The sequence below is a fragment of the Streptomyces sp. PH10-H1 genome, from assembly GCF_030063355.1.
In the GTDB taxonomy this organism is placed as follows: domain Bacteria; phylum Actinomycetota; class Actinomycetes; order Streptomycetales; family Streptomycetaceae; genus Actinacidiphila.
Genome location: NZ_JASISZ010000123.1, coordinates 1 through 14,443 on the forward strand (window position 1 = coordinate 1; position 14,443 = coordinate 14,443).

Genomic DNA, 14,443 nt, shown 5'->3' on the forward strand with positions numbered 1-14,443 from the left:
GCGCACGCACCTCCTCACCTCCGCCTGACCCGCCGGTACCTGGTCCCTGGGGGCGGGCGGCACACCCCGTCCTGGGGCCGATCCTCCTGCGCGGGGGGTCGCGAGCCGGGGCCGCGGTGGCCCCGGGGGCGCCGGGTTCAGGGCGGATGGGGTTCTCCGTAGACCGTGCCGCGGTGTGTGCGGGTCGCGTTCGTGCGGGCGTGGCATGCCGAGAAGTGTCAGCCTTTGGACGACACCATGTTTGTCATCCATTGGATGACATGTTGCAACGGTTCCCGTGCAGCGCATTGGCAGGTACTGACCCCTTCCGCGAGCTGGACTGTCTCGGCCAGCAGCTGACCGGCTCCGGTACCTGGACGCAGTGGCGGCCGATATGACCTTGCGATGGGAAGCGTTCCTCGACCGAGTGAAGGAACGCGGCGAGTACGGGAGCCGTCAGGAGGCGGAACGCGCGGCCCGCGTGGTGCTCGCCCTGCTCGGCGCACACCTGGTCGGCGAGGTGCGCGCCCAGCTGGCGGCGCGTCTGCCGGAAGGCTTCGCCCTGATCCTCCTCAACCCGCTGCAGAGCGCCGAACCACTCCCACCGGAGCGGTTCGTGCGGGCGGCAGCGGCCTGGATCGAGGGAGCCACCGAGACCACCGCGACCTGGGACGTCAGCGCCGTCCTGAGCACCGTCGCCGACGCGACCGGCGAGGACCTGCTGAAACAGGTCCTGCTCCAGCTCCCCGCGGGCTACGACCTCCTCTTCGGCCGCCCCCGGTCCACTTGACCACCCACCCGCCGGCGCCCGCACCCGCCGGCGCCCGCACCCGCCGGCGCCCGCACCCGCCGGGCACCGGCGCCTCGGATACAGAAAGGCAGCCACCGCAGTGATGTCCGACCTGCGTGCACCGCTCCAGCAGCCGCCCGTGATGACGTTCGAGCAGATGCTGGAGAAAGTCCGCTACGAAGGCGTCTACCCCACCCGGGAGCGGGCCGAGGAAGCCGTCCGCCTGGTCCTTTCGGGACTCGGCCGCCAGCTGACCGGCGACGAACGCGTCGAGCTCGCCGCCCGATTGCCTTTCGAGGCCGCCTCCGTCCTCGCCGCCCAGGTCCCCGACAACCAGCCCCTGACCGGCTGGGCCTTCGTCCAGGACCTCGCCGACCGCGCCGGCGCCACTCCCGCCACCACCGGCTGGGACACCGGCGCCGTCCTGGCCGCTGTCACCGCCCTGGCCGGCTCCGACCTGATCACCCGGATCCTGGACCGGCTCCCCACCGGCTACGCGCTCCTGTTCGGCCGCGCCGAGCTCACACAGGCCGCATAAGGGCATACCGCCGTCCACGCGACATGACCCAGGACCGAGTTACGCGAATCCGGCGGCACCGTCGTGGCGCCACCGGGCGAGAAAGGGCTTACCGTCCCCGCCGTCCGTCCCTCGGGTCACCGCGGTAGCGCGGGCGAGGCGGTTGACCATGGGCCAGCCGGAACCTCCCGTCCCTCCGTGCAGGTCGGGGGGCAACGCGGCGCCTGCGAGCTGGCGTCGCCGACGGCCACCTCGATGGTGCAGGGGCGGGCGGCCAGGCGAAGCGTGAAGGTTCCCCCGCCGTGGCGCAGGGCATTGGTGACGAGCTCGGAGACCACCAGGACGACGGTGTCGGCGGCTTCGGTGGCGATCCCCGGCCGCCCGAGGACCTCCAGGAAGGCCCGGGTAGCACCGCGTGCGTCGGCGACGGCGCTCGCGGAACGGTCGGCTGCGGTGTTGACGCTCACCGGGTCCATCAGGTCACCCGGTCTCTTGTTCATCCGTGCCCTGTCAGCTCTCTGCGGCATCTTGTGCCCGCACCCGGGCCCGTTAACCGCCCATGCCCGCGTCGGTCACGGGTGTGGCCGTGAGCGAGGGCGGCCCGGCCGCGGCCACCGCGTGCCCTGGTCTGTTCGAGGCCGACTACCGCACCGTCGTACACGCGAAAATCTATGCGGTCTGGAGTAGACATTGGGTGGTGGTGTGGTTATGGTTTCTCTCGTAGCCGAGATCGAGAAGGGCCCGGCAGAGACGAACTGCCAGGCAGCAGTACCCGCAGTACAAGCAGTTGCAGTGCGCAGGACGGTGCGGTGGTGGAGTTTCGAAGCCAGGGCGGTTGCAGGACGGCGACGGGACTGACGGCCGGACCGGGTGGCCCGCAGTGATCAGGGGCCGCCATGAGCAGTACCAGCAGTGCGGTTTTCAGTGGTTCCTCGGTAAAGGCGTCAGCTGCGGGCGCGCGTATCGGGAGGTTCGGCAGTGGGGTTCTAAGCCAGAGCGGTTGCAGGACGGGCGACGGGGCTGGCTGCCGAAGGGTGGCGCTGTTCAAGGCCACCAGCGGTTCGCAGTACCGGCAGTGAGCAGTTCCCCCGTTTGGTAAGTGACGGATTCAGAGGGAAGAACGGAGGAGCCCCGCGCCATCAGGATCGCCCGGACGCACGTACTGAAGTCCGGGTACCGCAGGACATCGATAGGCAGGTGGTCTCCGGTCACGCATCAGCGATCCCCGCACCCCCGACGCCGTGTGGGTCGGGTCTGCGAAAACAGAACGCCGGCGCAGCATCAGGGCCGGCAGATGGTGTAGCAGTTCCTTCGGGGCCCTGGTGCCGCACGGCACCAGGGCCCCTCCACGCGTTTCACGAAGAGGTGCGATGACAGCAGACGATTCCTACGGTCGTCTCGATGACGACGACTACCCCGCCTACACCATGGGCCGGGCCGCCGAGATGCTCGGCACCACCCAGGGCTTCCTCCGCGCCATCGGAGACGCCCGCCTCATCACCCCACTGCGCTCCACCGGCGGCCACCGCCGCTACTCCCGCTACCAGCTGCGCATCGCCGCCCGCGCCCGCGAGCTCGTCGACCAGGGCACTCCCATCGAGGCCGCCTGCCGCATCGTCATTCTCGAAGACCAGCTCGAAGAAGCCCAGCGCATCAACGCCGAACACCACCGCACCGCCCCATCAGCGAATCCGTAGGCTGCCCAGGCGTACCCGGAAGCGGTCAAGCAGGCCCACACTGAACTTTGGCTTTGTAGGTCACGGCCGACACCACTTGTAGGTCAGTCAGCCGACCCCGTCGGGAGATGTGTTCGGACTCCACTTGAGTCCGGCGGTGTTGAGAGCCGCATCCGAGGCAGGACCGCTGCTGAGCCGTGGCTAGTCTGAGCACCATGGCTCGAACCCGGTTGTACCGCAGTGGCACTCTGGTGCTGGAAGACTTTCCCGTTGAGGACATATCTGAGTATGTGTGCGACGCAGATGCGGCGGTGTGGCTGGACCTGTGCGATCCCACGCCCCAAGACTTCGCGATGATCAGCGAGGAGTTCGGTCTCCATGAACTGGCCGTCGAGGATGCCCTGCACGAACACCAGCGTCCCAAACTCGACCGCTACGCCACCCACTCCTTCCTGAGCGCATACGCCATCAGCATGGAGCCCGGCGGCGGCCCGCTGAACACCAGCGAGGTCGCGGTATTCATCACCCGCACAGCGCTGATTACGATCCGCAAGGACGATCGTTTCGATATTGACCAGGTCGTCGCACGCTGGGACGGAAGCCCCGACCTGGCCAAGCACGGCGTCGGATTCCTGCTCCATGGCCTGCTGGACTACATCGTCGATGGGCACTTCGCCGCAGTCCAGGAACTCGACGATCGCATCGAAGCCGTCGAGGACCTCCTCTTCGAGGACGGAAAAGGCCAGATCCAGGCCGTCCAGCGCAACTCCTTCGAACTGCGCAAGAGCCTGGTGCGCCTGCGCAGAGTCGTGCTGCCCATGCGGGAAGTCGTCAACAGCCTGCTCCGCCGCGACCTCCACATCGTGACCGAGCCCCTGACGCCCTACTACCAGGACATCTACGACCACGTCCTGCGGGCTACGGAATGGACCGAGTCGCTGCGCGACATGGTCACCTCGATCATGGAAACCAACCTCACAGTCCAGAGCAACCGCATGAACATGATCATGAAGAAGGTGACCAGCTGGGCAGCGATCATCGCGGTCCCCACCGCCGTCACTGGCTTCTACGGACAAAACGTTCCGTACCCGGGATTTAGCACCGAAAACGGCTTCTACGAATCCACCGCCGCGATTCTCCTTCTGTCCGCCGTGCTCTACATCAGCTTCAAACGCAAAGACTGGATCTGAGCTCCTCGTCGGCCCCGGCCTTCTACCGCCCTCCATCACGCCGACGGCGGCGACCCGCGGTCGCGCCGGGGCGCCGATGGGTGGGTTCAGGCGGTGCCGCTGAGCGGCGGCTGAAGGCGATCCCGAGCGTCGCGCAGGAACGCGGCGGGTACGAGCGCCGCTGCTGAAGGTGCTCACCGACACCCGCACCCAGGCGGCCTACTGGCAGCGCGAGCAGCAGCGCCGCGCGGCAGCCGCGGCCCGCCAGGAAGCCGAGCGGGCAGCAGAGCGGGCTGAGCTGCAGCCGTGGATGGCCGAGGAAGACGAAGAGGAAGCGCCGAACGTCCCGCAGTGCGCGACGCCGGACTGCCAGCGGCCCGTGGACACGCCGGTGGACAGGGAGACCGACCTCCGCGTCCCACCCGAAGACGACACCTACTGTGGGCCGTGCCGCCTCGATCGGGCCTGGAGCAACCGCGGGCTACGCGGCGCGCTGCGCCGGATGCGTAACGCACCGGGCGATCTGTAAGTGTCACGTCGACCTGCTGCTGCGGAGCCTGCACTGTGTAGCCGGAAACTACGTCCCGGCAGGCGTTGCCCGCCTCGTCCTCGCCGGACCGGCCGGTCCGCGCCTTCCCGCTCCACCCGGTCGGTTTTCGCGGGTGCCTGAATCGTCTTCGCGGCGGTCTTCGTCGGTGGGGATTTCCTTCTGCTGGGGCCTCATTGGGGAGCCTTGAGGGCGAAGTGGTTCAGCACGGTGGCGGTGACCAGGAGGAGCAGGGAGACGGCGAGAACGACCATCGGCGGGAAGTTCAGTCCTCGTCCGTAGTGCAGGGCGTAGATGGTGAGCACGGCGGCTCCGCAGAGTTGTGCCCACCCTCAGGGTTGGGGCCGCAGGACGCGGTGTCGGGCCCAGGGTGCCCATATGCGGCCGGTGGTGAGGGAGGCGATGCCGCAGATGTATTCCAGTGCTGTGAGCGCACCGAGCAGCACCAGCAGACCCGTATGCACAGCGGCCCCTCCCTGGATTTTGAACCCGACGTACCTGTCGGGGCGTGATCATGCCAGGTTCCCGGGCGCTGGGGGTTGTCTCGTGGTGACGGATCTCCTTCTTCTGCACGGAGTTCTGTAGGGAACCCATCCTTTGGGAGATGGCGCGTCCACCCTTACGGGTGAATTGGGCCGTCTCGCCGGTGGTGGGAGCAATCCGGTCGCTTCGTGGCGCCGAAGATGAAGTGGAGTACCCGCGACGGAGCGGGTGCCATGAGAGATGGGGCGTGATGGGCGTAGAGCGCATCGACACCCGGCTGCTGGAAGAACTTGCCGAGCAGTCACAGGATCTGAACAGCGACGCGCTGCGGATCACCAGCAGCGCACTGGGCGACTTCACCGAGGCCACCACGCCCCGGTCGCGGCGCTGGTGGCAGCGCGGGGGAGCGGTCGCGGGCGTGGCGGGGGCAGCAGCGCTGCTGAGCTCCGCCCGGGCCACAGCCACCACCGCGGACGACATCATGGCGCTGCAGACCGCGGCGTCACTGGAGAACCTGGCCATCAGCGTCTACCAGACCGCTGCGGGCCTGCCATTCATCAAGGACGGAAACAAGACGGTCGCGGCGTTCATCGCCAAGACCACCACCCAGCACCAGGCACACGCGAAAGCGTTCAACGCTGCCGCCACCCAGGCGGGCGGGAAAGCCCAGACCGGCCCGGACCCCAAGTACGCGGCCGTGGTCAAGGAGGCGCTGCCCACCATCAAGGGGCCGGCCGACGTGGTCGCCCTGGCGATCACGCTGGAAGACGTCGCCGCCCAGACCTACACCAAGAACGTCGGCCAGGTCAGCGACGCGCAACTGCGCAAGCTCTTCGCCTCGGTCGCCCCGGTCGAGGCCCAGCATCGGGCGACGCTGCTGGCCGTGCAGGCCCTTTTGAAGGGGAACCTGCCCGACCTCATCGCCATCCCCACGGAGGTCGCCAAACTGCCCGCCGCTGCCGGCAGCATCGGATTCCCCGACGCCTTCTACCTGACCAAGAGTGCCTCGCCGATCTCCGAAGGAGCCGTGAAGTGACCACTGCTCACGACGGCTGGGAACTGCAGATCAGCGAGCAGCAGCTCACCCGCCTGACCCGGGACATGGATGAAGCCCACCGCGAGACGCTGCCTGCGATGCGGGCCAGCGCCGTGGACCTGGCCGAAGAATTCCGCTCCCACCAGGACCAACGCCCCGACCTGGGACGGCGCCGCTTTCTGCTGGGCGCCGGCGGTGTCGCGGCGGCCCTCACCCTCGCTGCCTGCTCCAGCAGTAGCGACAAGAAGTCCAGCTCCTCCGCCTCACCGTCGACCACCGGGGCGGCCTCCGGCAGTGGCCAGTACACCGGCGATCTCAAGGTCGTCGCACTGGCCACGGCACTGGAGAACCAGGCGGTGGGCGCCTACAAGGCGACTCTGGCCGCGGCCGCAGCCGGCAAGCTCGGCACGGTGCCCCCTGCGGTGGCGACCTTCGTCACTACCGCGATGGCTCAGCACGCCGACCACGCCAGGGCGTGGAACGCGGTATTGACCGGTGCGGGCAAGCCCGCCATCACCGGCGTGCCGCTGTCCAACCAGGCCGACGTCACTGCCGCCCTTGGCAAGGCCACCGATGTCGGGGCCGTCGCCAAACTCGCCCTCCAGCTGGAGGACCAGGCCGCACAGACCTACCTGTTCGCGACCTACAACGTCACCAGCCCCGCCGGGATCAGCACCGCAGCAACGATCGCCCCCGTCGAGGCCATGCACGCCGCGATCCTGAACTTCGTGCTGGGCCAGTACCCGGTTCCGGACGACTTCCTGCCCGTCGACAAGGCCGCCAGCACCACCCTCCTGACGGTCTAACGCCCCCAACGGGTGCCTTCATCCTCCATCCACCAGGCACCAGAACCCGAGGCACCCGTCCACCCCGCAGCAGCCTCATCCAGAGCCAGCCCTGTCTGGATGAGGCTGCTGGCCTCTTCACCCCCCGCATCGTCCCGCTCCTCTCGAAAGGCTGGGCCTGCGCATGATCGCGACCCGAGTACACCCCCGCCGGACACGACTGGTCGTCACTGGCGCCGCTTGCGCGCTATTGGCGCTCACGGCCTGCTCCAGTTCTAGCGGCGGAACGCCTTCCGCCACGCTTTCCACCAGCGCAGCTACTTCCAAGCCCGCGGGCGGGGCGGCACAGATCGTCATCAAGGACTTCCTGTTCAGCCCGGCCTCGCTGACCGTCGCGCCGGGCACCGTCGTCACAGTCAAAAACGAGGACCAGACCCCGCACACCGCCACGGCCACCGGATCCACAGCCTTCGACACCGGCACCATCGCCGGCGGCAAGACCGCGACCTTCAAAGCCCCCGCGACCGCCGGGACCTACGACTACATCTGCAACATCCACCAGTACATGAAGGGCAAGCTCACCGTTCGCTGAGGCACCCCCAGCGCGCTCAGCCCAGGGATCTGACGAATGAGGAACCAGCCATGACGACTGTCACCACGCCGCGCAGTGTCCGCCGCACACTGCGCGGCGCGTGCCGGATCGCTGCCGCAGCAGGCCTGGCCGTCGACGCCTACGTCCACGCCAAACTCGCCGACCAGTACGACGCAGTCAGTGCGACCATCAGTCAGGGCACCTTGTTCCGTGTCGAAGCGGGCCTGGCCGCACTGGCCGCCCTGCTCGTCCTCATCTGGCGCCGCTCGCTCGCCGACGCCTTCGCCTGGCTCGTCGCCGCGGGCGGCCTCGCCGCACTCATCCTGTATCGCTACGTCGATATCGGTGCGCTCGGACCGCTTCCCGACATGTACGAACCCATCTGGTCGGACGACAAGAAGCTCAGTGTCGCCGCCCAATTCATCGCCATGGTCGCCACTACCGTGCTCCTGCTCACTCACCGTTTCCGTGCGAAACCCGCTCCGACCCTCACCCCCGAGTGACGGCCAGGAACTCGAGGCCTTGGCGACACCTACGCCATCGGTCGCCGCCTTCGCGGGCGCTATGCGGTGCGGGAGTACGTGGGCGACGCGGAGATGGGTGTAGCTCGCCCGTAGGGACCTGTTGAGCCAGAACGCTGCGAGCCCCGAGGGAGGGCTCCTTCGGTCTCGGAAGGAACTCAGTGGGGTGACAGACCCGTTGATCGACGAGCCGGGCATCGGGAGTCGGTGAAGCTCTATAGTCGCTGGGTATGGGGATACCGTCGCAGCCTCGGCTTCCGCTTCCGCCTCCGCCTCCGGCCTACCCACCTGGCATCCCAGTGGCGCCGCCACCCAGGCGCCCGAAAAGGGCGCTGGCCATCGCTCTCGCGGTGTGCGGCGGGCTCGTAGTGATCGCCGTGGCCATCTTGGCCGTGCTGTTTGTTCCCTCGTCGGGGGGTTCGAAGGCGTACCCGAAGTCCACGGCCTCCTCAACAGCACGTTTGCAGAGGCTGGTTGCGGTCTTCCTCACGGATGGCGTTACCGCGGAGCAGGAGCAGGAGATCCGACGTGATATCGAGGTCACGGTCGGGGTCTTTTCGTTCGAGTACGTGTCACGGCAGCAGTCGACGGGATCGACGCAGTCCCTTCCGCCCGGTATTCGTCCCGACATGCCGTCCGCGTACTTCCTTGTTCGGACACGTGACGCCGCGGCCGACCGGGCGGTGCGTTCCTCATGTGCCGACAGGCCGGGCGTGCAGGAGGTCAAGACCTCGATGCCGACATGAGAGGGGTACGCCGACGAGGGGCTCGGTTACGTGAAGTGGGAGGCCATGGCAACACGGCACAGCCTCAGCCGAACCTTCACCGTCTGATCAACCTGTCCCTCCAAACGAGCCGCACCCCGCGAAGATGGGTGACCTGCCGGCCGCCGCGGAAGTGGTGGTTGGTCGCAGCGGCGCCGGGACGGTGGCCGAACTCACGGCGACCGGCCGCGTGGCGTTGCTCGTGCCGCATCCCGGTGGGTCTCATGGGCGTCGGGTGGGGCGGTTGTCCCAGCCGTGGGTGGTCCAGGATTGTCGGATGAGGCTGCTGATGGTGATGATCGTGTCCGCGAGGTCGAAGAAGGCGTCGATCACCGTGGCGCGGCGTTCGTAGCAGCAGGCCAGGCGGTGGAAGGCGTTCTGCTGTCTGCGCGAGCTCGTTTGCTTGACTGGCGAACGAGCCATCTCGGCCCGTCGGGATGCAGAGGGATGTGCGGCTGCCGGGGGAAGGGCAAGGCTCCTCGCGCTGCTCTTCCCCCGGATGGAGGTCAGGCGGATTCGGTGGGGAGGCCGGCGTCCGCCCAGTCCTGGATGCCCTCGCGGTACTTGCGGACGTTGGTGTAGCCGAGAGCGGTGAGCCGGTCGGCGACCTGTCCGCTGTTGGGGCACGCCGGGTTGGAGCAGTAGGTGACGATCGCGGCGTTGCGGTCGGGGAGCAGGGTGGGCGACTGGGTGTCGGTGTCGGCCAGGACCAGCGCGAGGGCGCCGGGCAGGTGCTGCTTGGCGTAGTACTCGCCGCCCAGTGCGTCGACGATGGTCACGGTGCCCGCGTGGATCGCCGCCTTGAGCTCGTCGCGGGTGATGAGTGCGGTCATGCCACTACCTCCAGGAGATTCGGACTATAGTCCGGTTGTGGCTCATGACAATAACGGACCGCAGTCCGTTTCTGCAATGCCAGTGGAACTGCTGCGCACGCCTCCCCCCAAGGAGCGGGTGGACGCGGCACGCAACCGTGCCGCGGTACTGGAAGCCGCCGCCCGGCTGTTCGCCGAACAGGGTGTGGAGGCGGTGTCCATGGACCAGGTGGCCGCAGCCGCCGGCGTCGGCAAGGGCACTCTGTTCCGCCGGTTCGGCGACAAGTCCGGGCTGGCCACTGCCCTCCTGGACGCCCGGGAGCGCGTGCTGCAGGAGGCGCTCCTGCACGGGCCGCCACCGCTCGGGCCGGGGGCAGCGCCCGACGAACGGCTTACCGCGTTCGTCGACGCCTACTTGGACTATCTGCTGGAGCACCTGGATCTGGTCCGGATGTCGGAGACCACGGCACCCGGCGCCCGCTACCGGATCGGGGCCTACCGGTTCTGGCACCGCCACATGGCGATCCTGCTCGGCGCCACGCCCGACCCCGAACACGCCGCCCACGCCCTGCTCGCCGCCTTGTCAGCCGAACACGTAACCGCGCTCCTGCCAGAGCTGGGCGAAAAGCGGATACGTGCCGGCCTCCTCCGCCTCACCCACTCAGCGATGCAACCCCCCAGCCAATGAGCCGATGCTCAGACTGCCCCCATGGACCCGCGCCTATCCGCGCGAGCTCTAGGTGTACTGACCCGTGAGGTTGGGGACGCGGCTGGCGGGTGGTTGGCCCTTGAGCGCGGTGTGTCCGCGGTGGTGATTGTAGGTGTGGAGCCAGGCGGGGTAGGCGTCGCGTCGTTCAGTCTCGTTGCGGTAGGGCTGTGCGTAGGCCCATTCGTCGAGGAGGGTGCGGTTGAAGCGTTCGACCTTCCCGTTGGCCCGAGCCGTCAAATGCTGGTGATCCGCATGGTGCGGAGCGACTTGTGACGGTCACGCACCCGTTCCATCCGTGGCATGGCCAGGCATACGAGTTCGTCCTGCGGCGTAAGAACTGGGGCGAGGACCGCGTGTACTTCCGCGACGAGGCGGGAGAGGTGCTGTCTGCGCCGACGGCGTGGATATTCCTGGGCCTGATGGCTCACCTGGATCCGAAAGGTGATGGGGACCAGAGCATGCCAGAGAGCAGCGGCGGGGCGGGGAAAGCTGATTCGGCCCGGCCGAGCGCCTGCCAATTGCCGCCGTGCACGAACACCAGCAGCGGCGGGCGGCCCGCGCCCGTACCCGTGCCGGGAAAGTAGTCGAGCGTCTCGGCCGGGTGCGGCCCGTACGCGAGACCGGTGAGCGCCGGATGGTCGCGGCGGGCAGCCGCGCTCATTCGCCGGTACTCCTCCAGATAGGCCCGCAGACTGTCCACCCGGGAACTCGGAGAGTACTGCCGGTCCAGGGTGGCCTGGCTCATCCCCCGGTACACCCCGGTGCCGGACATCGTCCCCACCCCGTCCGCCGCGATGCGTCGCACGTCCGCTCAGCCCCTCTGACCATGGGCGGCGCAGGCGCGCTCGTAGACCTCGGTCAACAGCGGGTCGACGCCGTGCGCCGAATTCCGGTGGCGGGCCCCGAAACGCCGCGCATACTCCTCGAACCAATCCCTCCGTTGGCCCAGAAACAGTACGTCGTGAATAGCCATCGAGCGGATCGCCACCATCGGCACCGGAGCCCAACTGACCTCGAACGCCGGGTTTCGGGCCGCCTTCTCACGGCAGTTCTCGTGGAACTGTCCGAGCATCAGCCCGCGGCGCACACTCTCGGGCTTCAAGGCGGAGTGCGCGGCGTCCAGCAGGTGCAGATGCTCGGGCGGCAGGTCCGGCAGGACCAGCAGAAGGGAGCGCAGATTCGGGTTGCCGCCCTTCCAGTCGACCTCGCTGAACTCGTCGAGGCCGCAGCGCACGATCTCGTCGATGAGCGCCTGGCTCGGGGTCAGCCCGACCAACCTGACCCTGATCTCCAGCGCGTCGGCGTCCTGGGCCGGCGCGACGAACGGGCACACCGGACCGGATCGGCCGAGTTCGCTGTGAGGTTGGCGGATGTAGTCGCTCAGCCAGCCTTCAACGTCCTTCAACACCCTGTCCAGGTCGACAGAGAGCACGTTGGTCAACATCGATATCAGTCCTCGCAGACGGTGAGTGGAAGGAACGTCACGTGCGGCGGGCGGGCGTCACTCGTCACCGGCGACATCGTGGAGCTTGGCCGACAGGATCTGACCGATCTGGGCCAGCGTGCCCGGTCGGGTGAGCATGGTTCCATGCTCACCCGACACCACATGGGCCTCGACGGAGCCGCGGACGTGAGGCTGCCAGGCCTCGGCGCTGACGGGAGGGTCCTGCTGCTCCGAGCAGGCGATCAGCACCAGGTCACCATCGATCGGACCAGGCTGGTAATCGACGGTCAGGTGGGTGTTGTTCGCTGAGATCTCGGTGATCGTCGCGAGCCGGTCCTCCTCCAGATTGGCCAGCACGCTTCCCTGGCGGCGCAGGATCTCCCGTGCCCTGGCGAAGGTCATCTTCTCGTCGCTGTCCCGATGGCTGCCGTCGTCGACCAGGCCCACGTGGTACAGGAGCATCACCCGGTCATCGGGTGCGGGCACGTCGGCGTGCGTCAGTCCCTGCCAATTCGGGATGACGTCGAGCACCGCGACCAGCGCCACCCGCTCACCGCGCCGCTGGAACTCCGCCGCCACCGCGTGGGCACACAGACCGCCGAACGATCATCCGGCAAGGTGGTAAGGACCGTGCGGCTGCACCGTCTGGATCTGGTCGGCGTAGTCCACCGCCATCTCCTCGACGCTCTCCGGCCGGGGCTCCGGGCGGGCCAGGCTGCGCGCCTGTATGCCGTAGAGCGGGTACTCCGGGTCGATGTGCTTGATCAGAGCGCTGTAGGACCAGCTGATGCCGCCCCCGGGGTGGATGCAGAACAACGGCGGCCGACTGCCCCGGGTGCGCAGCGGAAGCACCACTTCGTAGGAGCCGTCCGGGCCGTCCACATCCAGCCGGGTCGCGATCTTCCCCGGGGTGGGTGCCTCGAACAGGGTTCGCAGTCCCAGCTCGACACCGAACGCGCCGCGCAGTCGTGCGATCAGCCGCGTCGCCAGCAGGGAGTGTCCGCCCAACTCGAAGAAGTCCTCGTCGACGCCGACCACGCCGCGGCCGAGGGTCTCCGCGAACAGTTCGCAGACGACCTGCTCCTGCGGGGTACTGGGAGCACGCCCGACATCGGCGCGTTCGGGATCGAGCGCCAGTAGGGCGGCTCGGTCGAGCTTGCCGTTGGCGGTCAGCGGCAGGCGATCCAGCGGGACGATGGCGGCGGGCTGCATGTAGTCGGGGAGGTGCTGTCGGATGTGCTCACGGAGTGCGGTGAGGAGGGCCGCGGTGCCGCGGGTGGTGGCGGGGTTGACGACCCAGGTGGACAGGGGTGTGTCGGCGTCGACACTCCGCGCGGGTATAGGTACCGACGGGGGTGGCCTCGCCCAGCAGCCGGGCTTTGACGAAGGTGACATCGACGGCGCCGGCATCGTGGCTGCTCCACGTGACAGCGGTCCAGTAGCCCAGTTCGTCACCGAGGTGGTGGAAAGCCTCCAGGTCGACGTGTGCCGATTGCGGAGCCGCCGGCCGTGTGCCGGCCTCCAACGCGTGCTGTACGGCCAGGTCGTTCGCGATGCGTGTATTGGGGACGTCGGTCACGCGAAGCTGGTCGGGCCGTTCGCCGCGCAACTGGTCGGCGAGGGCGTCGATGTTCTGGTCCCACGGTTGGATGGGGATGGGGATGGGGATGTGGGTGAGGGTGCGGGGGGTGATGCCGGCCTTGTAGAGGATGGCGTCGTAGCGGTAGCGGGTCAGTTCGTTGTGTGCGGTGCCGCGTTTGAGTTGGACGTCCGTGCCGGCGATGTCGGGGATGTGGTGGGCGAGGAGTTCTTTTCCGAGGATGAGGCTCTGTTCGACGGCGCGGCGGACGGCGACTGTATCGGCGTCGTCGGCGCGGGCGGCCTGCACAGCGGTGGTGAACGTGCGCAGTAGACGCGAGTTGCGGATATCGCCGATGAACAGAGCTCCTGGCGCCAGTTTCGACAGGAGCAGGCCGGTACCGACACCGATCTCCAGAACCTTGCCGGGCTTGAGCGTCCGGATGCGCACCAGCGCCATCCTGACTGCAGTCGACCAACTGACACCAGAGCACCGCGCACAGGTCACCATCTCCACGGCTCATAAGGCCAAGGGCCGCGAATGGGCCAACGTCCGGATCGCCGATGCGGAAGCACGCCTCGCCTATGTAGCTGTCACCCGGACCCGCGATCGCCTCGACCTTGGCGGCCTGTCCTGGATCCACCATCACCCCGACGGAAACCCAGCACTGGGGTCGTGTTGACCAGGGCGGCCATGATGGCCGTCCACGACGCCCGACCACGCCCAGAAACTGTTTCAAGCCCACCGGGAGCAGGGAACTCGGTAGCCTGGTGAGGCAGGCACAACCGGAGTAGGCAGCCGACGCCGGGCGGATGTTGGACGTGCGGCGCAGGCAGGCCCGCCAGGCGCTGCTGGAGGTCGTTGGCAGCCACCATCACGGTGGTCCCCGGGGGGCGGCCCGGCCCCCCGGTCACTTAGTGCGTTGTGGCAAACCGGATCTCGTTCGAGGCGTACGGCACGGGTGACCATCTGTACGGAGGTACGGGTACGGCTGCGGGCATGAAAGAACGGGCCCCTTGGTAGTGACGCGGTTACGACAC

The 14,443-nt window shown here is 68.0% G+C and carries 17 protein-coding genes and 7 pseudogenes; 14 read left to right on the top strand and 10 right to left on the bottom strand.

The genetic code is table 11. The annotated features are described in order from the left end of the window. Positions 1-373: 373 nt before the first annotated feature. Together QMK24_RS38715 and QMK24_RS38720 are read left to right on the top strand one after the other, a co-directional pair. Positions 374-769 carry a DUF2267 domain-containing protein gene (locus QMK24_RS38715; protein ID WP_283471592.1) on the top strand — a complete coding sequence of 132 codons (396 nt, stop codon included), beginning with the start codon at positions 374-376 and terminating at the stop codon, positions 767-769. Between the two features lie 103 nt (positions 770-872). After that, complete coding sequence (locus QMK24_RS38720) at positions 873-1,307, top strand: DUF2267 domain-containing protein (RefSeq protein ID WP_502962708.1); 435 nt, start codon at positions 873-875, stop codon at positions 1,305-1,307. A gap of 39 nt (positions 1,308-1,346) precedes the next feature. Here QMK24_RS38720 and QMK24_RS38725 read toward each other — a convergent pair. Continuing rightward, a pseudogene (locus tag QMK24_RS38725) lies at positions 1,347-1,762 on the bottom strand (ATP-binding protein). A gap of 894 nt (positions 1,763-2,656) precedes the next feature. Here QMK24_RS38725 and QMK24_RS38730 point away from each other — a divergent pair. The 3 genes from QMK24_RS38730 to QMK24_RS38740 all read left to right on the top strand — a co-directional run bounded on the left by QMK24_RS38730 (position 2,657) and on the right by QMK24_RS38740 (position 4,660). Next, positions 2,657-2,983, top strand: a complete 327-nt coding sequence (locus QMK24_RS38730; protein WP_283471594.1) for a helix-turn-helix domain-containing protein — start codon at positions 2,657-2,659, stop codon at positions 2,981-2,983. A gap of 209 nt (positions 2,984-3,192) precedes the next feature. Next, positions 3,193-4,152 (top strand): magnesium transporter CorA family protein, encoded by a 960-nt coding sequence (locus QMK24_RS38735; RefSeq protein ID WP_283471595.1) that lies wholly within the window; start codon positions 3,193-3,195, stop codon positions 4,150-4,152. 169 nt (positions 4,153-4,321) lie between these two features. Continuing rightward, positions 4,322-4,660 carry a hypothetical protein gene (locus QMK24_RS38740; protein ID WP_283471596.1) on the top strand — a complete coding sequence of 113 codons (339 nt, stop codon included), beginning with the start codon at positions 4,322-4,324 and terminating at the stop codon, positions 4,658-4,660. 191 nt (positions 4,661-4,851) lie between these two features. Here QMK24_RS38740 and QMK24_RS38745 read toward each other — a convergent pair whose 3' ends face one another. Continuing rightward, positions 4,852-4,983, bottom strand: coding sequence for a hypothetical protein (locus QMK24_RS38745; protein WP_283471597.1), 132 nt, complete (start codon positions 4,981-4,983; stop codon positions 4,852-4,854). A gap of 27 nt (positions 4,984-5,010) precedes the next feature. Further along, on the bottom strand, positions 5,011-5,142 hold the full coding sequence (locus tag QMK24_RS38750) for a hypothetical protein (RefSeq protein ID WP_283471598.1): 132 nt from the start codon (positions 5,140-5,142) through the stop codon (positions 5,011-5,013). A gap of 269 nt (positions 5,143-5,411) precedes the next feature. Here QMK24_RS38750 and QMK24_RS38755 point away from each other — a divergent pair, with 269 nt between their 5' ends. The 6 genes and pseudogenes from QMK24_RS38755 to QMK24_RS38780 all read left to right on the top strand — a co-directional run. Continuing rightward, a complete protein-coding gene (locus QMK24_RS38755) occupies positions 5,412-6,197 on the top strand; it encodes a ferritin-like domain-containing protein (RefSeq protein WP_283471599.1) in 786 nt (261 codons plus the stop codon). After that, on the top strand, positions 6,194-7,003 hold the full coding sequence (locus QMK24_RS38760; RefSeq protein WP_283471600.1) for a ferritin-like domain-containing protein: 810 nt from the start codon (positions 6,194-6,196) through the stop codon (positions 7,001-7,003). The genes QMK24_RS38755 and QMK24_RS38760 overlap by 4 nt, the downstream gene beginning before the upstream one ends. Before the next feature lie 163 nt (positions 7,004-7,166). Beyond that, complete coding sequence (locus QMK24_RS38765; RefSeq protein WP_283471601.1) at positions 7,167-7,574, top strand: cupredoxin domain-containing protein; 408 nt, start codon at positions 7,167-7,169, stop codon at positions 7,572-7,574. Positions 7,575-7,624: 50 nt separating this feature from the next. Then, positions 7,625-8,077 carry a hypothetical protein gene (locus QMK24_RS38770; RefSeq protein WP_283471602.1) on the top strand — a complete coding sequence of 151 codons (453 nt, stop codon included), beginning with the start codon at positions 7,625-7,627 and terminating at the stop codon, positions 8,075-8,077. Positions 8,078-8,472: 395 nt separating this feature from the next. Next, positions 8,473-8,841, top strand: a complete 369-nt coding sequence (locus tag QMK24_RS38775; protein WP_283471603.1) for a permease-like cell division protein FtsX — start codon at positions 8,473-8,475, stop codon at positions 8,839-8,841. Between the two features lie 124 nt (positions 8,842-8,965). Beyond that, positions 8,966-9,070: pseudogene (locus QMK24_RS38780) on the top strand (glycosyltransferase); the annotation flags it as partial. Between the two features lie 11 nt (positions 9,071-9,081). On the opposite strand, the pseudogene QMK24_RS38785 reads toward QMK24_RS38780, so the two are convergent. Beyond that, positions 9,082-9,240, bottom strand: a pseudogene (locus QMK24_RS38785) (IS5/IS1182 family transposase); the annotation flags it as partial. Between the two features lie 125 nt (positions 9,241-9,365). After that, positions 9,366-9,692, bottom strand: coding sequence for a rhodanese-like domain-containing protein (locus QMK24_RS38790; RefSeq protein ID WP_283471604.1), 327 nt, complete (start codon positions 9,690-9,692; stop codon positions 9,366-9,368). 76 nt (positions 9,693-9,768) lie between these two features. Between QMK24_RS38790 and QMK24_RS38795 the strand changes: the two genes are divergently transcribed. Further along, positions 9,769-10,359, top strand: a complete 591-nt coding sequence (locus QMK24_RS38795) for a TetR/AcrR family transcriptional regulator (protein WP_283471605.1) — start codon at positions 9,769-9,771, stop codon at positions 10,357-10,359. Between the two features lie 48 nt (positions 10,360-10,407). Here QMK24_RS38795 and QMK24_RS38800 read toward each other — a convergent pair. Further along, positions 10,408-10,608: pseudogene (locus QMK24_RS38800) on the bottom strand (integrase core domain-containing protein); the annotation flags it as partial. Positions 10,609-10,649: 41 nt separating this feature from the next. On the opposite strand from QMK24_RS38800, the pseudogene QMK24_RS38805 reads away from it, so the two are divergent. Next, a pseudogene (locus QMK24_RS38805) lies at positions 10,650-10,772 on the top strand (DUF5372 family protein); the annotation flags it as partial. A gap of 32 nt (positions 10,773-10,804) precedes the next feature. Here the strand turns inward: QMK24_RS38805 and QMK24_RS38810 are convergent. The 4 genes and pseudogenes from QMK24_RS38810 to QMK24_RS38825 form a co-directional block, all read right to left on the bottom strand. Beyond that, positions 10,805-11,185, bottom strand: a complete 381-nt coding sequence (locus QMK24_RS38810; RefSeq protein ID WP_283471608.1) for a hypothetical protein — start codon at positions 11,183-11,185, stop codon at positions 10,805-10,807. 6 nt (positions 11,186-11,191) lie between these two features. Further along, the gene (locus QMK24_RS38815) at positions 11,192-11,824 is read right to left on the bottom strand and encodes a DUF6875 domain-containing protein (protein ID WP_283471606.1); all 633 of its coding nucleotides are present in this window, start codon (positions 11,822-11,824) and stop codon (positions 11,192-11,194) included. Positions 11,825-11,881: 57 nt separating this feature from the next. Further along, positions 11,882-13,165, bottom strand: a pseudogene (locus QMK24_RS38820) (alpha/beta fold hydrolase). Then, on the bottom strand, positions 13,065-13,853 hold the full coding sequence (locus QMK24_RS38825; protein ID WP_283471607.1) for a methyltransferase domain-containing protein: 789 nt from the start codon (positions 13,851-13,853) through the stop codon (positions 13,065-13,067). Before QMK24_RS38825 ends, QMK24_RS38820 begins: the two are co-directional and overlap by 101 nt. Here QMK24_RS38825 and QMK24_RS38830 point away from each other — a divergent pair. After that, positions 13,852-14,085 (top strand): annotated as a pseudogene (locus tag QMK24_RS38830) (DNA helicase); the annotation flags it as partial. The gene QMK24_RS38825 and the pseudogene QMK24_RS38830 overlap by 2 nt on opposite strands. Positions 14,086-14,443 lie beyond the last annotated feature (358 nt).